At 64.8% G+C, this 19,793-nt stretch carries 20 protein-coding genes; 6 read left to right on the top strand and 14 right to left on the bottom strand.

From position 1 onward, the window contains the following. The 4 genes from I8J29_RS33965 to I8J29_RS24790 form a co-directional block, all read right to left on the bottom strand. Positions 1 to 715: N5-glutamine methyltransferase family protein (locus I8J29_RS33965; protein WP_420831156.1), on the bottom strand; the 715-nt coding region annotated here is incomplete at its 3' end. Positions 716 to 838: 123 nt separating this feature from the next. After that, positions 839 to 1,912, bottom strand: a complete 1,074-nt coding sequence (gene prfA / locus I8J29_RS24780; RefSeq protein ID WP_090642498.1) for a peptide chain release factor 1 — start codon at positions 1,910 to 1,912, stop codon at positions 839 to 841. Between the two features lie 173 nt (positions 1,913 to 2,085). Beyond that, positions 2,086 to 3,186, bottom strand: coding sequence for a redox-regulated ATPase YchF (ychF, locus tag I8J29_RS24785; RefSeq protein WP_208850106.1), 1,101 nt, complete (start codon positions 3,184 to 3,186; stop codon positions 2,086 to 2,088). 125 nt (positions 3,187 to 3,311) lie between these two features. Next, on the bottom strand, positions 3,312 to 4,037 hold the full coding sequence (locus I8J29_RS24790; protein WP_208850107.1) for a hypothetical protein: 726 nt from the start codon (positions 4,035 to 4,037) through the stop codon (positions 3,312 to 3,314). A gap of 231 nt (positions 4,038 to 4,268) precedes the next feature. On the opposite strand from I8J29_RS24790, the gene I8J29_RS24795 reads away from it, so the two are divergent. Next, the gene (locus I8J29_RS24795) at positions 4,269 to 4,415 is read left to right on the top strand and encodes a hypothetical protein (protein WP_177222212.1); all 147 of its coding nucleotides are present in this window, start codon (positions 4,269 to 4,271) and stop codon (positions 4,413 to 4,415) included. Between the two features lie 424 nt (positions 4,416 to 4,839). Here the strand turns inward: I8J29_RS24795 and I8J29_RS24800 are convergent, their stop codons facing one another. From I8J29_RS24800 to I8J29_RS24835, 8 genes are all read right to left on the bottom strand, one after another. Next, a complete protein-coding gene (locus tag I8J29_RS24800; RefSeq protein ID WP_208850108.1) occupies positions 4,840 to 5,610 on the bottom strand; it encodes a MerR family transcriptional regulator in 771 nt (256 codons plus the stop codon). Positions 5,611 to 5,788: 178 nt separating this feature from the next. Further along, positions 5,789 to 7,030 carry a molybdopterin-dependent oxidoreductase gene (locus tag I8J29_RS24805; RefSeq protein WP_208850109.1) on the bottom strand — a complete coding sequence of 414 codons (1,242 nt, stop codon included), beginning with the start codon at positions 7,028 to 7,030 and terminating at the stop codon, positions 5,789 to 5,791. A 40-nt stretch (positions 7,031 to 7,070) separates the two neighbouring features. After that, positions 7,071 to 8,231 (bottom strand): HAMP domain-containing sensor histidine kinase, encoded by a 1,161-nt coding sequence (locus I8J29_RS24810; protein ID WP_208850110.1) that lies wholly within the window; start codon positions 8,229 to 8,231, stop codon positions 7,071 to 7,073. Further along, the gene (locus I8J29_RS24815; protein ID WP_208850111.1) at positions 8,228 to 8,968 is read right to left on the bottom strand and encodes a response regulator transcription factor; all 741 of its coding nucleotides are present in this window, start codon (positions 8,966 to 8,968) and stop codon (positions 8,228 to 8,230) included. Before I8J29_RS24815 ends, I8J29_RS24810 begins: the two co-directional genes overlap by 4 nt. 841 nt (positions 8,969 to 9,809) lie before the next feature. Further along, a complete protein-coding gene (gene trxA / locus I8J29_RS24820) occupies positions 9,810 to 10,121 on the bottom strand; it encodes a thioredoxin (RefSeq protein ID WP_208850112.1) in 312 nt (103 codons plus the stop codon). A gap of 64 nt (positions 10,122 to 10,185) precedes the next feature. Beyond that, positions 10,186 to 10,611 carry an RrF2 family transcriptional regulator gene (locus I8J29_RS24825; protein ID WP_090642487.1) on the bottom strand — a complete coding sequence of 142 codons (426 nt, stop codon included), beginning with the start codon at positions 10,609 to 10,611 and terminating at the stop codon, positions 10,186 to 10,188. A 97-nt stretch (positions 10,612 to 10,708) separates the two neighbouring features. After that, positions 10,709 to 11,602: a DUF72 domain-containing protein gene (locus I8J29_RS24830; protein WP_208850113.1), complete on the bottom strand. Its 894-nt coding sequence runs from the start codon at positions 11,600 to 11,602 to the stop codon at positions 10,709 to 10,711. 157 nt (positions 11,603 to 11,759) lie between these two features. Then, complete coding sequence (locus I8J29_RS24835) at positions 11,760 to 12,671, bottom strand: LysR family transcriptional regulator (RefSeq protein ID WP_208850114.1); 912 nt, start codon at positions 12,669 to 12,671, stop codon at positions 11,760 to 11,762. Between the two features lie 184 nt (positions 12,672 to 12,855). Between I8J29_RS24835 and I8J29_RS24840 the strand changes: the two genes are divergently transcribed. The 5 genes from I8J29_RS24840 (at position 12,856) to I8J29_RS24860 (ending at position 18,539) form a co-directional block, all read left to right on the top strand. Beyond that, a complete protein-coding gene (locus I8J29_RS24840; protein ID WP_240546470.1) occupies positions 12,856 to 14,022 on the top strand; it encodes an ABC transporter substrate-binding protein in 1,167 nt (388 codons plus the stop codon). Then, positions 14,022 to 15,707 (top strand): ABC transporter permease, encoded by a 1,686-nt coding sequence (locus tag I8J29_RS24845; RefSeq protein WP_208850115.1) that lies wholly within the window; start codon positions 14,022 to 14,024, stop codon positions 15,705 to 15,707. The genes I8J29_RS24840 and I8J29_RS24845 overlap by 1 nt, the downstream gene beginning before the upstream one ends. Next, positions 15,704 to 16,903: an ABC transporter ATP-binding protein gene (locus tag I8J29_RS24850; RefSeq protein ID WP_208850116.1), complete on the top strand. Its 1,200-nt coding sequence runs from the start codon at positions 15,704 to 15,706 to the stop codon at positions 16,901 to 16,903. The genes I8J29_RS24845 and I8J29_RS24850 overlap by 4 nt, the downstream gene beginning before the upstream one ends. Positions 16,904 to 16,922: 19 nt before the next feature. Further along, positions 16,923 to 17,582, top strand: a complete 660-nt coding sequence (locus tag I8J29_RS24855) for a metallophosphoesterase (protein ID WP_208850117.1) — start codon at positions 16,923 to 16,925, stop codon at positions 17,580 to 17,582. Between the two features lie 327 nt (positions 17,583 to 17,909). Then, positions 17,910 to 18,539, top strand: coding sequence for a DsbA family oxidoreductase (locus tag I8J29_RS24860; RefSeq protein ID WP_208850118.1), 630 nt, complete (start codon positions 17,910 to 17,912; stop codon positions 18,537 to 18,539). A gap of 103 nt (positions 18,540 to 18,642) precedes the next feature. Here I8J29_RS24860 and I8J29_RS24865 read toward each other — a convergent pair whose 3' ends face one another. Both I8J29_RS24865 and I8J29_RS24870 read right to left on the bottom strand, forming a co-directional pair. Continuing rightward, a complete protein-coding gene (locus I8J29_RS24865) occupies positions 18,643 to 19,263 on the bottom strand; it encodes a YjgB family protein (RefSeq protein WP_208850119.1) in 621 nt (206 codons plus the stop codon). Positions 19,264 to 19,447: 184 nt separating this feature from the next. After that, complete coding sequence (locus I8J29_RS24870) at positions 19,448 to 19,771, bottom strand: DMT family transporter (RefSeq protein ID WP_090642476.1); 324 nt, start codon at positions 19,769 to 19,771, stop codon at positions 19,448 to 19,450. Between the last annotated feature and the right edge of the window lie 22 nt (positions 19,772 to 19,793).

Genomic DNA, 19,793 nt, shown 5'->3' on the forward strand with positions numbered 1-19,793 from the left:
GGGTGCCGACGTCGACGACCGTCGGCACGGGCAGCGGCGCTTCGCCCGCCGCCGCGGGCCACAGCCGGTCGGCCGCCTCCAGCACGGCCTCCACGAGCAGCTCCGTCTCCGGCCGCGGAATGAGCACGGCCGGCGACACCGCGAACGGCAAGCCGTAGAACCACTGCTCGCCGATCAGATACTGCACCGGCTCGCCCGCCGCTTTGCGCTTCAGCAGCGCCTGCAGCCGCTCCCAGTGCTCCGCCGGGAACGGTTCGTTCCAATCGCGCAGCAGCTGCGCCCGCTCCAGGCCGAGCACGTGCAGCACGAGCAGCTCCGCGTTGTTCCGCGGCTCCAGAAGGCTGCGCTCCCGGAGCTTCTCCGCCGCGGACCGGCAGACCTCCCCTATCGTGAACGACGACAGCGGTTTGAACATCGTCCAACCGGCGCCCTCCGGCAGGTTCTTCGGCGGAGAGCCGGACTCATCGGCGCTTGCGTCCGCTGCCGAAGGCACCGCGCCCGCCACCCGTTGATCCGGTTCCGGTTCATGATGGCGTGCTTGTCCGCTTTCCGAGTCGCGCCGGTCCGCTTGCCCGTCTTCCGCTAGGCGCTCCCGCTCCCGCGCGTCTCCCAGGCCCGGAGGCCGTTCTTCTTGACCGGCTCCCCGAGCCCGCTCTGCTCCCGCGTCTTCCGGTCCGCTCGACCCCTTGGCCGCCCGCTGTTCCCGCTCCGCCATATCCTGTTCGCCCCTTTCCGTGCTTGCTCTTTCCGTTCCCATTCTACGCGCCGCCGTCCAAGCGGCAAAAACGGGAGCGCCGTTAGGCAGCTCCCGTCCGTTCGAATCCCTGATCGCCCGCGCTTACGCGAGGTTTTCCCGCTCCATCAATTCCGTCCGCTCCGTGAGCGTCAGGGCGTTGATGATTTCCTCCATGTCGCCGTTCAGCACGGAATCGAGCTTGTGCAGCGTCAGGCCGATGCGGTGGTCGGTCACCCGGCTCTGCGGGTAGTTGTACGTGCGGATCCGCTCGCTGCGGTCGCCCGTGCCGACCTTGCTCTTGCGCTCGCCGGCGTACTTCGCTTCTTCCTCTTGGCGCTTCATATCCGAGATGCGGGCGCGAAGCACTTGCAGCGCCTTGGCCTTGTTCTCGTTCTGGGACTTGCCGTCCTGGCACTGCGCCATGATGCCCGTCGGCACGTGCAGCACGCGCACGGCGGATTTCGTCGTGTTGACGGACTGGCCGCCCGCGCCGCTCGAGCAGTACGTGTCGACGCGGATGTCTTTGTCGAGAATCTCGACCTCGACCTCTTCGACCTCCGGCATGACGGCCACCGTCGACGTGGACGTGTGGATCCGGCCGCCGGATTCCGTCACCGGAATGCGCTGCACGCGGTGAGCGCCGCTCTCGTATTTCAGCTTGCTGTACGCGCCTTTGCCCGTCACCATAAAGATGACCTCCTTGAAGCCGCCGAGATCGCTCTCGTTGGACTCCATCAGCTCCACGCGCCAGCCTTGGGCGTCCGCGAACTTCATGTACATGCGGTACAGATCCGACGCGAACAGCGCCGCTTCGTCGCCCCCGGCCGCGCCGCGGATCTCGACGATGACGTTCTTGTCGTCGTTCGGGTCCTTCGGCAGCAGGAGCACTTGAATCTCGGCTTCCAGCTCCGTCCGGCGCTCGCTCAGCTCGTCGATCTCCATCTTGACCATTTCGCGCATGTCGTCGTCGAGCTTCTCGTTCTGCATGACCTTCGCGTCTTCGAGCTGCTCGGTTACTTGCTTGTATTCGTTATATGCCGCGTAAACGGGCTGCAAATCGGACTGCTCCTTGGAGTAGTCGCGAAGTTTCTTCGGATCGCTGGCCACGTCCGGATCGCACAACAGCTCGCTCAGCTTCTCGTACCGGTCGGCGAGTGCCTGTAAACGGTCCAACACTGTCATTCACCTCAATAAATGGTTTTTAGAATAAAATCCAAACCTTCGTCTTCTTCTTAGTATATCATATCGCGCGGCATTCCATAAACGTGACAATTCTGGATGACCGGCATTCACGCGGGCGTCCACGCCGAAAAGGACCCGGCTGCCCGAGTCCTTCTTCCCCGTATCCGCTAAACGTTGAAACGGAAATGCATGACGTCGCCGTCCTGCACGACGTATTCTTTGCCTTCGAGACGCAGCTGGCCGCGCTCCTTGGCCGCGTTCATCGAGCCGGCCGCGACGAGATCGTCGTAGGAGACGACCTCCGCGCGGATGAAGCCGCGCTCGAAGTCGGTATGGATGACGCCCGCCGCCTGCGGCGCCTTCATGCCTTGGCGGATCGTCCAGGCGCGCACTTCCTGCACGCCGGCCGTGAAGTACGTGTACAGGCCGAGCAGCTTGTAAGCCGCGCGGATCAACCGGTTCAGGCCGGACTCCGTCAGGCCGAGCTCCTGCAGGAACATCTCCTGCTCCTCGCCTTCGAGCTCCGCGATCTCCGACTCCACCTTCGCGCTGATCGGCACGACTTCCGCGCCCTCCGCCTTCGCGAACTCGCGCACGAGCTCGACGAAGCCGTTGCCCTCGGAATTCGCCGCTTCGGCTTCGCTGACGTTCGCCGCGTACAGCACCGGCTTCATCGTGAGCAGGTGCAGGTCGCGGATCACGAGCTTCTCCTCGTCCGACAGCTCGATGCTGCGCGCCGGCATGTCGTTGTAGAGCGCTTCTTTGACGCGCTCCAGCGTCTCGACCTCGAGGGCGACCTTCTTGTCGCCGCCCTTGAGGTTTTTGCGGGAACGCTCGATCTTGCGGTCGACGGAATCGATGTCCGCCAGGATCAGCTCCAGGTTGATCGTGTTGATATCGCCGATCGGGTCCACCTTGCCCGAGACGTGCGTGATATTCTCGTCCTGGAAGCAGCGAACCACGTGCACGATGGCGTCGACCTCGCGGATATGCGCCAGGAACTTGTTGCCGAGCCCCTCGCCCTTGCTCGCGCCCTTGACGATGCCCGCGATGTCGATGAATTCGAAAGCGGTCGGCACCGTGCGGTTCGGCACGACCAGCTCCGTCAATTTATCCAAACGCTCGTCCGGCACTTCGACGACGCCGACGTTCGGGTCGATCGTGCAGAACGGATAGTTCGCGGACTCCGCGCCCGCTTGCGTGATTGCGTTAAACAGCGTCGATTTGCCCACGTTCGGCAAGCCGACGATTCCAGCCTTCAAAGCCATTGCCGTACACCCCTGTTCCGTAATAAACAATCTCACGCCATTATACCCGATGCGCCGCGGGATTGAAAGGTTGTTTGCCCCGATGCGCGCGGCGGGACGGCCGGAACTTTCCGCCAGCGGGCGGCCTACATCGCCGGGAACGACAGGAACGTCATCAGCGCCGCGTAGGCCGCGATCGCGCAGCCCGCGAAGGCGAACCGGCGGCTCCTGGGAACGCCGGCCAGTTCCATGCCGGCCGCGACGTTCGTCGCCAGCGCCGTCAGCAGCGCGACGGCGAGGATGAAGAAGGAGATGCGCAGGTCGGCGAACGCCAACAGGCCCGCCGCGACGAAAGCGACGGCGAACAGGTACTGCGAGCCGCCGATGACGGTCAGCAGCGCCCGGAGCGGCGGTCTGCGCGCGCCCAGCCAGCTGCCCGCGAGCCACAGCGCGAGGAAGAGGGATACGAGCGAGATCAAGGCCAACCGGAACAGCTTGCCCGTGAGCAGCGATCGGATCGCGCCCGAGGCCCCGGTCATATCCGCCAGACCGGCGAAGCCGCCGAACAGCCCGTCCAGCATCGCTTCGATTCTCGTCCCGGCCATCCAGCCCCACAGGAGGAAGCCGAGCATCGCCGCCGCAAGGCCGGCCGCGCCGTAGATCCAGTCCCTGCCCGGCTCGAGCTCTTCGGCCAGCTGCGGGTTGCGGAGCAGCTCCAGCATTCGCCGGTAATCCGTCCGCTTGGCGGCCCCGACGGCCGCTTTCCAGCCGCCGCCGTCCTGCCGGGCGGGCTTGTCGAAGCCCGACGTCTCCGCGCAGACATGCGCATCGCCGTCGTAAAAGGGTTGTCCGCAAAACATGCAATGGTTCATGGTCCGAAAGCCTCCCGATATCGTCGATCATCGTTTCCGAATGCCATAAATAGACATATTAGCCCAGTATATCGGATCAAGAATGTCGAAAGTTGTCGCAATGGGGGATTTAACGGAAATTTAAAATCGCCGCCGGTTCCGGCGATCGCCCGTATCCATGTACCGCCCTGCGGCGGTTCGCATGGCCCGGCCGCCGGGCGCGCATACTACGTCTTGGAGGTGATCGTCGCCATGGAAAACAAAACGCACGAAGGCAACTACAAGGGCACGACGCACATGAAGGCGAAAAACCAGGACATGGCTTTCGTCAACGACGTTCTCGAGGACGCCAAGTCCGTCACCAATTACAGCAGCGTGAAGAAGAAAACGGACAAGTAAACGCTGAAGCGGCGGCCGGCATGAGCCGATACCGGCCGGAGGCCCGCAGCCGGGCGGCTTCGTTCGGCACGCGCACGAACGTGCCGCCTGCGCGCCGTCTCCGGCGCGGCGCGCTCGAAAAAGGTGCCTTCCCGCTTCCGCGGGAGGCACCTTTCGCCGTTTATCCATTCCCTCGTCTTTTTATTGCCGTTCATGGCTTCCGCTCGCCGCTCCTAAGCGCGGCTTTTATTCGCAGCTCTTATTCGCAGCCTCTACTCTAATCGAAGCCTCTGATTAAAATCTCTAATTGAAGCCTCTGATTGAAGCCTCTAGGGTTGAAGCCTCTAGGGTTGAAGCCTCTAAGTTGAAGCCTCTATTCGCAATCTCTGTTCGAAACTATTCACGCTTCTTTTCACGGTTCCTGTCCGCGCCTTTATCGCGGCTTCTATTCGCCGGCATCCGCGCCGGTATAGATCCGAATCGCGTCGCGCAGAAATTCCGCCGTGCCCGGCTGCTTGGCGTCATAATACGCCTTGAAGCGGTCGTCGTCCACGTACATTTGGGCCAGATTGGCGTGCGCCTCCTTGCTGTAGCCGTCCCAGTGGAACGTCAGCCACTGCCGGTGCAGGTCCGCCGCCTTCTGGGCGAGCGCGCCCGCCGGATCGCCCGCCGCGAACGCTTCCGCGAGCGTGTCCGTCACTTCCTGCGTCAGCCGGTTCACCTCTTCGTGCTGCTCCCGCGTCATGCCTTTCAGCTTCGCGTTCGAGCGGTTCACGGCGTCGTCGCCGTATTTCTCCCGCGCTTCCTTGCCGTATTTCCGTTCGTTCTCGTCGATCATCCGCTGCTTGAAGCCTTCGAACTTCTCCTGATCACTCATGTCCGTTCCTCCTTCGGCCGATGCGATCGTCTTCTCCACGTTCGCAATGAGCGCATCGAGCCGGTTTCGTTTATCGAGAAGCTGTTCCCGATGCCGTCGCAGGGCCGCCGCGCCGTCGAACGACGGATCGTTCACGATCGCCTTGATGCTGTCCAGATTGACGCCGAGCTCGCGGTAAAACAAGATCTGCTGCAGCTTGTCGACCTCCGCCTGGCCGTATATCCGGTACCCCGACGAGTTCGTCCTGGCCGGCTTCAGGATGCCGATCTCGTCGTAAAACCGCAGCGTCCGCGTGCTGACGCCCGCGAGCCTGCCCAGCTTTTGCACGGTGTATTCCATGTTCTCGCCTCCCGACACCTTCACTCTACACCTTTACGCAACGTGAATGTCAAACGCGTTTCGCGCGGAAATGTTTCTCTTTTCCGCTATGGCCGCGAATGCCGCCGGACAACGAAAAGCCCGGCGCATCGCCGCGCCGGGCTCTTGACATCCTTGCAACGCCGTCGCTCGCTTCGCCCTACACCCAAGCGTCGTTCGAGTAGCCGCGCTGCTCCCAGTAGCCGATATGATCGCCGTCGATCAGCTCGATGCGGTTCAGCCACTTCACGGACTTGTACGCGTACATCTTCGGCACGACGAGCCGGACAGGCCCGCCGAGATCGCTCGGAATCGGCTTGCCGTCATGCATGACCGCGACGAGGACGTCGTCCATGCTCGCCTGATCCAGCGTCAGCGCGTCCGTGTACACCCCGTCGCCGGAGTAGAACTTGACCGTCTTCGCGCCCGGCTTCACGCCCGCCAGCTGCAGAAAATCCTTCAGCTTGATGCCTTCCCACGTGTTGCCGTAGACCGACCAGCCCGTCACGCAGTGGAAATCGCTCACCTGCACCTGGCGCTTCAGGGCCACGAACTGCTCCCAGTTCCACTGCTGCTTGCGCTCCACCAGCCCGTCGATCGTGAACGAGAAGGTCGTATTATCGAAATGCGGAATCGGCGTCACCGTGTATATGCGGAATTCGCCCTTGCTCCCGCCTCCGATCGGCGGGCTCGAGGCGGGCAGCGGCGCCGGCGCAGGGAACAGCTTGTTGGCGTCCGTCGCGACCGCTTCCTCATAATTCGTGCCGGCGCTCAGCTGGCCGCCGAGCCACTTCAGGAAGGACGGGCCGATCGCGATCGCGATGCCGGCGCCCACCGCCGTCTTGATGAACGTCGCGCGCGACATGACGGCGGCGGGCTGCGCCGCGGGATGCACGCCGCCCGCCATGGTTTCGCCCTCCCGCCCCGTCTTGACCGTGCGGCGATGCGGCTCCTTGAGCCATTTCAACCGCGTGACGGAATGATAGATGATGTACGGCAGGCCGACCCATGTCAGCAGGTCGTGAATCCATAGCGCATTGCCCGCTGCGCGCGGTCCGACGAGCCGGAACTGCCACAACACCAGCCCCGAGAGCAGCCAGCCGACGAGCAGCGCCAGCACGATGACGACATTGGCCCGCTGCGCCGTCTTGCCCCGCAGCTGCTTCCAATGCTTGCCCGCCAGCAGCAAATAATAGACCACCGGGACGAGCGACGCGAGGCCCACGATAATATGGACGTACCGGATGAGCACGCGGCCCTCCCCCAAGATGCCCCGCCACAGCCCCTGGAACAGAATCAGCCCCGTGAACGTCAGCACGACGACGATCCAGCCGTTCCACGTATGCAGGCCCGCCAGCTTCCGCCCGTAGCCCTTTCTCACCTTCTTCAGCCATTCCGCCATGGGATCGGCCTCCTTTTCACGAGCATGCGCATCCAATGAATTAAACGTTCGTTCCCGCGATTTCGGTTCGAGCCTTTCGCGCGTCCGCGCGCGCGCCGCCCGCCGGATCGCCGCGGCCGGCCGGCACCGTGAACCAGAACGCGCTGCCCGGTCCCGCCCCCGCTTCCGGAGCGGCGGCGTCCCCGCGCTGGACGCCGATGCGGCCGCCGGCCTGCTCCGCGAGCGACTTGGCGATCGCGAGGCCGAGCCCCGCGCCCCCGCCGTCTCGGCCGCGCGCGCGGTCCGCGCGGTAGAACCGCTCGAAGATCCGCTCGCGGTCCGCTTCCCGCACGCCCGCGCCTTCGTCGGCGACGCTCACGCGCACCATGCCCCCGTCGGCCGGCTCCCCCGCGATGCGGATCAAGCCGCCCGCGGGGGAGTGCCGAACCGCGTTCTCGAGCAGGTTTTGCAGGATCCGCGCCAGCGATTCCGAAGCGAGGCCGCAGACGAGCGGCACGTCCGGCAGCGACACGCGCAGTCTTAGCCCTCTCGCGTCGAGCGACGGCGCGAAGCGCGGGAGCAGCTCCACGAGCACGTCCTCGAGGACGCACGGAACGGAATCGGTCCGCGCCATGTCCGCCAGCGATTCGGGCAGGGGCCGCTTCGCGGCGTCCAGCGTGCTGATCTCGAACAATTGGCGGATCAGCGTCCCGAGCCGGATGCTCTCGCCGCGGATCGTCGCCATGTAGCGGCGCTTCGTCGGCTCATCCGGCACGATATCGTCCTCCAGCGCCTCCGCGTAGGCCTGCAGCGACGCGAGCGGCGTGCGCAGGTCGTGCGCCAGGTTCGCGACGAGCTCGCGCCGTGCCGCCTCCGCCGCCTGCAGCTGCCGGAAGCTCGCCTCCAGCCGGCCGCCCATCTCGTTGAACTGCCCGGCGAGCGTCTTCAGCTCCGCCGGCCCGACGAGCGGCACCCGCGCGCCGAGATCGCCGTCCGCGATGCGCGCCGAGCCCTCGCCGACCTGCCGGACGGCCGCCTCGACCGGCCGCACGAGCAGGAAATGCAGCAGCGCGGACAGCAGCCCCGCGCCGAGCGAGGCGAGCGTAAGCCAGATCAGCTGCCGCTCCGACAGCAGCATGTATTGATACAAACAGACGAGAATGACGACGATCAGCAGAAGGCTCACCGCGTTGGCAAGCAGCAAATACACGCGCAGCCTCATGGCTGCCCCTTGGCGTCGAACTTGTAGCCGATGCCCCAAACCGTCTTGATCCAGCGCGGCTCGGAGGGCGCCGGCTCCAGCTTCTCGCGCAGCCGCCGGATATGGACCGTCACCGTCGTCGTGTCGCCCTCGAAGCCGATGTCCCAGATCAGGCTCAGCAGCTGGCTGCGCGAAAACACGCGCCCCGGCGAACTCGCCAGCGTCAGCAGCAGGTCGAATTCCTTCACCGTCAGCTCCGCGTCGGCCCCGTCGACCGCCACCCGGCGCTCCGCCGGGTAGATCGCCAAGCCCTCGAACGCCAGCACGCCGGCCGGCCGCTGCGCTTCCGCAGAGACGCCGCTCGAAGCCCCGCGAGCCGCCCCGCCGGCGGACCGCCCGACGCGCCGCAAAATATTGCCCACGCGCAGCACCAGCTCCCGCGGACTGAACGGCTTCGTGATATAATCGTCGGCGCCCATCGTCAAGCCCAGCAGCCGGTCCGGCTCCTCGCCGCGCGCCGTCAGCAGCACGACCGGCACGTCGCTGCGCGCCCGCACCGTCTCGCACACCTGCCACCCGTCGACGCGCGGCATCATTACGTCCAGCACGAGCAGATCCGGATCGTGCGCCTCCCACAGCCGAAGCGCCTCCTCCCCGTCCTGCGCGACGAGCACCCGGTAGCCTTCCCGCTCCAAATAGCGCCGGCACACGTCGGTAATGTTGCTCTCGTCGTCCGCGATCACGATCGTCCCGTTCACCTCGCCGCCTCCTTCCGCCCAAGCCGCTTGTTATTCCTAGTATACCTCTCCTCGGGCGGGAAGCGAACTCCGCCTTGCCTCCCCGCCAGCATAGCCCAAGAAGGTAACCGAAGAAGAACGAAAAGATTACGAAAGTATTAAATCGGGACGCGCAGCGGCTAGGCTGTTGGCGAGACAACCGAGTGCAACGAGGGCGGTGAGCCGGGACGCGCAGCGGCCGGGTAGTTGGCGAGGCAGTCGAGGGAAATGAGACGCGGTGAGCCGGGACGCACAGCGGCCAGGCAGTTGGCGAGATAACCGAGTACAACGAGGGCGGTGAGCCGGGACGCACAGCGGCCAGGCAGTTGGCGAGATAACCGAGTACAACGAGGGCGGTGAGCCGGGACGCGCAGCGGCCGGGCTGTTGGCGAGGCAGTCGAGGGACACGAGACGCGGTGAGCCGGGACGCGCAGCGCCCGGGCTGTTGGCGAGATAACCGAGTGCAACGAGGGTGGTGAGCCGGGACGCGCAGCGGCCGGATGTTGGCGAGGCAGTCGAGTGAAATGAGACGCGGCGAGCCGGGGCGCGCAGCGCCCGGGCGGGCGGCGCAGCCGACCCGCCCGCCGGCGCAGCCCCCAGCGAAGCCGGCCCACGCGAAAACGGGGCGAGACGAAGGAGAGCGACCTTGGTGCGAAGCACCACGGGAGCAATCCTTCGTCTCGCCCCGAATCCCGGGCCGGCGAGCCCCCACCCAAGGGGGGAGGGGGGCCTAAGCCCCCAAACCATTCCGCGCGCAGGTATTGCGAATGGATGCGACTTTGGTGCGGAGCACCACGGGAGCATCCATCGCAAAACCGGAGCCTCAGATTTGGTTTTGGATTTTCGACTTCAGCGAATCCTTCGACTGCAAGCCGACCATTTTGTCGACCGGTTGGCCGTCCTTGAACAGGATCAGCGTCGGGATCGACATGACGCCGAATTGGGAAGCCAGTTCAGGCTCCTCGTCGACGTTGATTTTGCCGATGTTCGCCGTGCCGGCGAGCTCGGAGGACAGCTCCTCGACGATCGGAAGCTGCATTTTGCAAGGTCCGCACCAAGGGGCCCAGAAGTCGACGAGCGTGACGCCGCTCTCGATGCTTTGGTTGAAGTTGTCTTTCGTCAATACGTTTGCCATGGTCAATCATCCTTTCTACAGATAAGTTCGAAGCTATGGGAAGGGATAACCCGTCTCACCGAAGCTAACAGTCGCTGCATTCCTTGATCTGGCTCAAGACACCGGAAATCGTGATTCCGCCGAAATAAGCCTCCAGCTGCTTCTCCGCCTTGCAGAAAATCCCATCCATGACTTCCCGCATGTTGGAGCCGACGACGCAATCCATATCCGGATCGCCCGAGCACCAGCTCGGAATAACGGAGCCTTGGGCCATGAGCCGATAGATGTCGGCCAAATTGACGACCGCCGGATCCAGCGTCAGCCGGTACCCGCCGCCCGCGCCTTCGCGCGTATCGACGTAACCGCCCCGCTTCAAGCAGCTCATCACTTTCCGGATGCGGGCCGGGTTGGTCGACACGTTCTCGGCGATGGCTTCGCTCGAAGCCATGCGTTCCGGCACGTGCGCCAAGTAAACCAAACTGTGGACGGCAATCGTAAATTCGCTGTTCATGGTGGAAGGTCACCCCGCTTTGTACTGTAATCATATCAGTTACAGTTGAAACTGTCAACGGCGGTTACCCGATTATTTTGCAGATAAGCGGCCGGTTCTATTCGAGGTCGAACAGCTTCAGCTGTTCCGGCGCTTCCTTGGGCGGCGCGAGCGCGAAGCTGCCCCGCGGCGGGAGCTGGCCGAGCATGGCCATCAGCTGCAGGGCGTTGTCGGCGGCATCCCCGCCGGAGTTGTTGTTGAACAGCACGCACACCTCGCGCGACAGCCGCTCCAGCCGCCGCAGGCGCGCCGCCCACTCGGTCAGCTCCGCTTCATCATAGCGATACAGATAACGCACGTCCCGCCAATCCGGACGCCCCGCCGTCACCCAGCCGTCCGCGTTGCGCCCGTGAAACCGCACGATCGTCATCGCGTCGTCCGTCGCCGCCTCCACGACCGGAATCGATCCGGCGCCGGCCTGCGGCTCGTCGCAGACGGTATGGATCCAGCCCTCGCGCCGGGCGAAGGCGAGCGTCTTCTCCGTCATGCCGTCCGCATACCAGCTTTGGTGGCGGAATTCCAGCGCGCAGGGCGTATCGCCCATGCGGGCTTTGGCGGCGCGCAGAATCTCGACGCTCCGACGCGTGCAGTCGAACCACGGCGGGTACTGGAAGAGCACGGCCAGCAGCTTGCCGGCCGCGCGTATCGGCGCGATCGCCTCGAGGAACGCCGCGAACATCGCCTCGTCGCTCTCGTACGGCCGGCGTCCGCCTCGTCCGCCGCGGTCGTGGCCGGTCATGCCCTGGTAGGCTTTGATCACGAACCGAAAGTCCGCCGGCGTCTCGTTCGCCCATTTTTCCAGGACGGAGGCCGCCTGAATCGCGTAAAAGGTACTGTCTACTTCTACTACCCGAAACCATTGCGCGTAAACCGGCAGCTTGCCGCGCGACGCGCCCGCCTCGCGGTACAGTTCCGAATGGTCGCCCCAGCCGCACAAGCCGATGTCGATCATTTTCGCCCGCCTCCTTCCGGTCTCGTCCGTCCCTGTTACCATCATTGCCCGATGGACCGGCAACGGAACCATCTTCGCCGGGATTTCTTCCGGCATACCGCGGCGCGTTCCGACTCCTTCATCGTTCCCCCGCGCGATGCTCCGCCTTCCGGCCTGCTCAGCCGGGCACCGCGAACGCCGCCGCGCCCCGCTCGTGCAGCAGGTATTGGATGAACGCGCGAACCTGCCGGGAGATCTGCTCTTCCTTCCGGTACACGAGGCAGATGTGCCGCCGGTTCGCGTGCCGCGGCAGGTCCCGCATGACGAGCTCTCCGGATTCCGCTTCGCGCAGCACGCTCCGCTTCGGCAGGACGCCGACCCCGATGTTGCATTTCACCGCTTCCTTGATCGTCTCGATCGCCCCGAGCTCCATGAAGGACTCCCAGACGAGGCCGATGCCGGCCGCCCACTCGTCCGTAAGCTTGCGCGACGTCGAGCCGTCCTCGTGCAGCAAGAACGTCTGCGCCTGCAGCTCCGCCGCGGTCAGCTCCTCGCGCCGCGCGAGCGGATGCGCCGGGGAGAACATCAGCTTGAGCTCGTCCTCGAGCAGCTTCTCCATCACCAGCCCGTCCAGATGATCCGACGGCAGCGAGACGACGGCGGCGTCGATCTCGTACTTGCGCAGCATCTCCAGCAGGCTGCCCGCTTTCTTGACGGTGAGCTGGATGCGGGTCCTGGGGTGCCGCCGGCCGAATTCGGCCATGTACGGCGGCAGGAAATACGTCGCCGGCGTATAGCTCGCGCCGAGCTTCAACTTGCCCTCGCCTTTGTCCCGACGCTCCTCCATCATCGCCTCCACGTCCTCCATCAGCGATACGATCCGCCTTGCGTACGGCAGCAGGTCGGCCGCGTTCTCGGTCGGAAAGAGGCTCCGCGCGGGCTTGTGGAACAGCTTGACGCCGAGCTCCTCCTCCAGCTTCCGCAAATGAAAGCTCACCGTCGGCTGCTTCAACCCGAGCTTCGCCGCCGCCTCCTGCAGCGTCCCGCCGCCGCATACCTCCACGAATACCCGCAGCTGCTGCACGTTCATGTCCCTCGTCCCTTCTTTCGTTTCGGCAGTTGCCGCGCTCTCTCCGCTTAATATAGATGACATCTATGTTTATATCAATATATATAGATGACACTTCATAAAAACTAGACGTGCCGTTAACGTTCGTCTGATACTTCTCCCCTAAATTGGACATAGACCATTTGACGGAGGAGAGAAGAACCATATGAAAAGCATGAACGGCAAGTTGGGAATGGCAGCCACGCTGCTGCTGCTGTCGATCGTCTCGACGGCGTGCAGCCAAAGCAACAACGACGCGAACGGCGGCAACGCGGCGGATACGACGACGAACGCGGCAAGCGGCACGAATGCGGCAGGCGGCACGAACGACGCGGCGGCGAACGGCGCGGCGAACGCCGGCAACCAGCCGGCCGATGCGGCGGCCGACGCGGCAACGGGCGGCAAAGGCACGCTGACCGTCTACCTGAACGATTTCGACGACATCGTCAAACCGATGTTCGAGGAGCAAACGGGCTACAAGCTGGATATCGTCAGCGGCAACGGCGCGGAAATCATGTCCCGCATCGAAGCCGAGAAGGGCAACCCGCACTGGGACGTCGTCTGGATGGATTCCATGCCGTCGATCAACGGCTTGGACAAGCAGGGCGAGCTGCTCACCGGCTGGACGCCGGCGAACGCTTCCGGCTTGACGGACTTCTCCAAATCCTTCGTGCCCGCGGACGGCGCCTTCTACCCGACCGGCACGCACGCCGCCGGCGTTATCGTCTACAACAAGAACGAAATCAAAGCCGAGGACGCGCCGAAAACGTGGGCGGACTTCGCGAACGCCAAGTACAAGGGCCAAATCGGCATGGCCGACCCGGCCGTCGCGGCGCCGGCTTACCCGTTCGTCTCGTGGTTCTTCCAAGACAAAGGCATGGACGCCGGCAAGGACTACTTCAGCGCGCTGATGAAGAACGGCCTGCACGTCTACCCGAAAAACCCGAACGTCGTCGAAGCGCTCAAGGGCGGCGAGATCAAAGTCGCGGCGCTGCAGGAGAGCAACGCGTACGTCATGAAGACGCAAGGCGACCCGATCGAAATCGTCTGGCCGGAAGAAGGCGCTCCGGGCTCCGTCCGCGTGGCCGCCATCCAGAAGGACACGAAGAACGCGGACGCGGCGAAAGCGTTCGTCGAGTTCCTGCTCGATCCGAAGACGCAGCAAGCCTTGATCGACAAAGGCGACGAAAGCTACTTCGAGCCGTCCGTGACCGGCGTCCAGGCGAAAGCCGACCGCCAAGCGAACGCGAAGCTCGTCGTGGCGAAGGCGGATTGGGCCGCCGATAACGAAGCAACCATCAAGCAGTGGTTCTCCGACCAGTCGGTGAAGTAATGTTCGCCCGCTCCACGGACGGCCGTCTCGGATGGCCGATAACGCTGCTGTTGTTCATACTCGTGCTTTTCCCGCTGGGAGCAGTCATCGTTCAGGTGCTGCTCCCCGGCATCTTTTTCGGAAGCCTGAAGCCCGGCGACTGGCGCATTCTGTTCGAAATCGCCGAGCGGCCGCTGTGGCAGAAGTCGCTGCAAAACTCCCTCGTGCTCGCGTCCGGGACGACGATTCTCGCGACGGCGCTCGGCGGCGCGCTGGCGATGACCCGCGCAAGCCGGGCGTTCCCGACGGCCAAGCTGCTCGACGCCGCCGTCTGGGTGCTGCTCATCACGCCGTCGTTCATCCTGTCGCAGGGCTGGGTCATGTTCGCTTCGCCGAACGGTCTCGCGGCCTCCGTCTTCGGCGCGCATTGGGTGAACGCGTTCATCTTCAGCCCCGCCGGCCTGATCGCGGTCATGACGCTCAGCAAGTTCCCGCTCGCGTATCTCAGCGTCTACTCCGCCATGGAGTGGAAGGTCGATTCGCTGTCGCAGGCCGCGCGGCTGAGCGGCGCTTCGCCGTTCACCGCCTGGCGGACGGTCCAGGCGCCGCTGCTGCTGCCGGCCTTCCTGGCGGGCGCGGCTCTCGTGTTCATGGATACGATCGGCGACTTCGGGCTGCCGGCCTCGATCTCGGCCGTATACCGGTTTCCGACGCTGCCGTATTCCATCTACTCGGCGATCTACACGTCGCCGATCCGGTTCGACATGGCCGGGGTGCTGTCGTTCTACCTCGTCGTGCTGATCGGCGCGGCGATGACGCTGCAGTTCTACGCGATGCGCCGCTCGCGGTTCGACTTCCTAACGGGCCGCGCCGAGCGGCTGGTGCCGCAGCCTGCCGGCCGGCTCAAGCTGCCGCTGGCGGCGGGCAACGCGTTGCTGCTGCTCGTCATCCTGGGCATCCCGATCGGGACGAACGTCTGGACGTCCTTCGCGAAAACCGCGAGCGGCGGCATCAAGCCGAGCAACTGGACCTTCGGCAATTACGCGGCGCTGTTCGCGGACGGCCAGCAGCTGCTGAAGGGGCTCGGCCACTCCCTGCTCATCGCGGCCGGCGCGGCCGTGCTGGCGCTCCTGATCGGCCTCGGCGTCGCCTACGTCCTGACGTACTCGAACTTCCGCTTCAAGCGGTTCGTCGAGACGATCTCCATCCTGACGCTCGCCGTGCCGGGCGTCGTGCTCGGCATCGGCTACATCTTCGTCTGGAACCAGCCGTGGCTCGAGAAGGTCGGCCTGCTGCTGTACGGCACGCCGTGGATTCTGGTGCTCGCCTCGGTCGCCGGCGCGATTCCGATCATCACGCGGATGCTGGTCGGCGCCATGGCGAAGGTGCCCGCCCAGCTGCTGACGGCGGCCCAGCTGTACGGCGGTTCGTTCTTCGGCCGGATCCGCGTCATTCTCGTGCCGCTCATCCGCGGCGCGCTGCTCTCGGCGGCGCTGGCGGCGTTCGGCTCGGGCGTGTTCGACCTCGCCGTCAACTCGATTCTATTCCCGCCGAATTTCCTGACGCTGCCGGTGTCCATCAACAAGGCGTTCGAGGACTTGAAATTCGGCTACGCTTCGGCCGCGACGGTGTTCGGCTCCGTCGTGGTCATCGCGATCATTCTCGGACTGGAGCTGCTGCTCCGGCGCAAGGAGGTTAAAGCATGACCCCATCCGCATCATCCGCATCATCCGCGGCCGCCGCTCGCGAACGCGTGCCGGCGCCGCATCGAGCCGCCGCCGCGCAGCCCGCGCCGTCCGAGGCGCCGCTGCTTTCGGCCCGGTTCCTGAGCCGCAGCTACGGCGCGTTCCAAGCCTTGAAGGGCATCTCGTTCGACATGCAGCCCGGCGAAATCATCAGCGTGCTCGGCCCTTCGGGCTGCGGCAAGTCGACGCTGCTGCAGCTCGTCGCCGGCCTGCTCCGGCCGGACGGCGGCGAGCTGCTGCTGAACGGCGCGGTCATCGCCTCCTCCCGCACGATGCTGGCGCCGGAGAAACGCGGCGTCAACATGGTATTCCAGGATTACGCGCTGTGGCCGCACCTGTCCGTCTACGAGAACATCGCCTACGGCTTGAAGCGCAAGCGGATGGCCCGGGCCGACATCGACCGTACGGTCGGCGAGCTGCTGGCGCTGCTCCGGCTCGGCGGCCTGGAGAAACGGCTGCCGCCCGAGCTCTCCGGCGGCCAGCAGCAGCGCGTCGCCATCGCCCGGGCGCTCGCCACGCGGCCGCAGCTGCTGCTGCTCGACGAGCCGCTGTCCAACCTCGACATGCGCCTGCGCGTCGAGATGCGCACGGAGATGGCGGAGCTGTTCCGCAAGCTCGGCACGAGCGTCTTCCACGTGACGCACGACCCCGAGGAGGCGTTCGCGATGGCGGACCGCCTGCTCATCATGCGCAGCGGGCAGATCGATCAGATCGGCTCGCCCGAAGAATGCTACAACCGGCCGGCAAGCCGGTGGGTCTGCTCGCTGCTCGGCGGCATCAACAGCCTGAAGGGCGAGCCGGCGGTGCTGCCGGACGGCGCGGCCGCGCTGCGTCTGCCCGGCGGCGGCCGCCCCGTCCGCGGCATGTTCCCGCGCGGCGCCGGGCTGCCGGACGACCCCCGCGCGGAGCTGCTGTTCCGCCCGGAGGACGCCGAGCTGACGGCGCTGGACGAGGCGGATCCGTCCCGGGAGCTGCCGAACGGCTTGCCGGTGACCGTTCTGAACAGCCTGTTCGAAGGCAAGCGCTGGCGCTGCAAAATCGAATCCGACTGCGGGCAGCGGCTGTACCTCCTGCACGAAGGCCCGCTCGAGCCGGGCAGCCGGCGGTGGCTGACCATTCCGGAGGTTTCCGCTTTCCTGTACCCGGAGGCGGATTAGAGAGAGAGAAAGGAAGAAGATGGTAGTGTCCTCTAACGCGATCGCACCGACACGCTTGCTGGCCATCTCCGACATCCATGGCTGCGAGGAAGGACTCCGGCAGCTGCTCGCCGCCGCCGAATACGATCCTTCCCGCGACCGCTTGATTCTGCTGGGCGACTATATCGACGCCGCTTATCCCGGCACCTACGGCACGCTGAGCTACATCCGCGCGCTCGTTCGGCAAGGCGCGTGCGCGCTGCTGGGCAACCACGAGCTGAAGCTGCTCCGGCAATACGATTATTCGCATTTGCCGGCGGCGGAAGCGGCGGAATGGAGCGGCTGGATTCGGAGCCTCCCCCGCTACCGGATGGAGGACGGCTATCTGTTCGTCCACGCCGGCATCCGGCCGGGCGTCGGCCTGCACGGCCAGACGCTCGTGGATTTGACCGAAATCCGCGACGATTTCCTGAATCACCCGAACGACACCGATTATACCGTCGTCTTCGGCCATACGCCGACCTTCAAGCTCGGCGCGAGACCGGGCAAGCTCTGGTTCGGCGAGGGCAAGATCGGCATCGACACCGGCGCCAAGCACGGCCACCGGCTGACGCTGCTCGACGTGCACAAGCGAATCAGCTACTGGTGCTCGACGGGTCCCGCCGCGAGAGGCGGCGCGGTGAACAAATCGTTCTATTGAACCGACATCATACGTGGAATCGAAACGACATGAACATGAAATCGAAACGACACGAAACATGGAACGGACAGGAGCCGCGGCTCCTTGACACACGCACCCCTTGGCGGAAGGCGAAGGCGGCTCTCGGGCCGCCGGCGGCTTCCGCCAAGAGGTGTTCGGCATGGCGCGCGGCGCCCCGCTTCGGTCCGGCATCATTTGGCATCCTTCGTTCCCGGCTTGCTTGATTCCCCGATCTGCATTAGCATGAAAGGAGAACTTTCGCGCGCGAGCGCCCTTGACCGGGCGAGCCGCCGTCAACTTCAACTAAGGAAAGGTTGTCGCGAACGCATGCATATTGACCTCTACTCCGACGTCGCTTGTCCTTGGTGCCGAATCGGGAAGCAGAACCTGTCCCGCGCCCTCGCGCTGTGGGCCGAACAACACGACGAGCCCGTCACCGTCGCCTACCACGCGTACCAGCTCGATCCCCATTTGCCGCCGGAAGGCCGCGCCTTCGACGAGGCGATGATGCGCAAGATGGGCGGGCCGGAGTCGCTGAAGCGGGTCGTGGAGCATGTCACGAAGGCGGGTGCGGCGGTCGGCCTCACGTTCCGGTTCGATCGCGCCCGCAACATGCCGAACACGCGCCTCGCGCACCGTTTCGTCGCGCTCCTGCCGGAGGACCGGAAGGACGAAGCCGTCGAAGCGCTGTTCAAGGCGTATTTCGAAGACGGCGAGGACGTGACGGCGCTGTCGACTCTGCTCGCGATCGCCGATTCGCTCGGTCTGGATGCCGGCGAGCTTGAAGCGCGGCTTGCGCGCGGCGAAGGCGACGACGAGGTCGAGGCCGATCTCAGACGGGCGCGCCAGATCGGGGTCACGGGCGTGCCGTTCTTCGTCTTCAACAACCGGTACGCGCTGTCCGGCGCCTACCCGGCGGAGGAGCTGCTCGGGCTGATGGGCGGCGTGCGGGTATAACGCGGGCGGCATGGCGGCCGGCGGTTGGCGAATACGCAAAAAACACCGTTCCCTCCGGCTGCGCCGGTTCGGGAACGGTGTTTTTGCTGCGCTCGGGAGCGGATTATTGCGCCGCCGCTTTCGCCGAGTAGACGTTGATATGGTCGATGTGCGCGATCTTGCCTTTGACGACCGTGCCCGGGCCGACGAATTTCAGCTCGTACATCGCGGACGGATGGTAGACGTAAATTTTGTCCGTGCCGTTCCAGCGCACTTCCTTCGGCATGCCGAGCGTCCGGATGACGGACGCGAACGTCAGCGATTTGATGCCGACCGACCGGTCGACGGATTGGCCGAAGTTGCGCAGGTCGTAGATGACGCCGGCTTTGTTCACGCCGAAGCCGTACGCGCCTTGGCCCATGCCGAAGTTGTACAGCTCGTAATGGTTGCCTTTCTGGTCGCCGCCCTTCTCGGGCTGGCCCCATTTATAGTGGACCGCGGAAATCGGCGTTTTGCCGGCGATGGCCTGCAGACCCGGAATCTGGCCTTTTTTCGCGAGGCTGTAGATCGTCTTGATGTACGTGCTGCCGGTCTGCGCGCTCAGGCTAGCCGGAACGGCGCCCGTAGCTTGCGCCGCGCTGGCTTGAGGGCCGGCCGCGAACGTAACGGCGCCTGCCGTGATGAGTCCTGCGAGGGCGAGTTTGCCCCACGTTTTCCAAGCTGGTGTATTCGTTGCTGCGTTCATCTATATCCACCTCTTCGTAGTAGTCGGGACAAGTGACGTTGTCGGCTTACATGCTCATCTTACCCGGATCGAAGGCGGCGTGCGTTACAAAAGCGTAACGAAAAAGCAACAACAAAGTTACGGCCGCGGCAGCACCGCGTTCCGCCCCTGCGCGCCCGTCCGCACGCAAAAAAAGCGGCAGGCCTCAGTGCCCGCCGCCGACGATTTTGAGTCCCGCCACCCCGACGATGATCATGCCGATGAAGAGCAGCTTGCGTTTGTCCCGCGATTCGCCGAAGAGCAGCATGCCGAGGATGACGCTCCCCACCGAGCCGATCCCCGTCCAGATGGCGTACGCCGTGCTGATCGGAATCGCCTGCAGCGCGCGCGACAAACAATAGAAGCTGACGAACCCCGAGGCCAGGGCGAGCAGCGTGCCCCTCCAGTTCTTGAAGCCGTTCGACAGCTTCATGCCCGTGACGCCCCCGACTTCCCCGAGTCCCGACAGCAACAAAAACAGCCATGACACGGCCGATCCCCCCTTTTCTTTT

Origin of the sequence: Paenibacillus artemisiicola, from assembly GCF_017652985.1 — a bacterium.
Classification (GTDB): domain Bacteria; phylum Bacillota; class Bacilli; order Paenibacillales; family Paenibacillaceae; genus Paenibacillus_Z; species Paenibacillus_Z artemisiicola.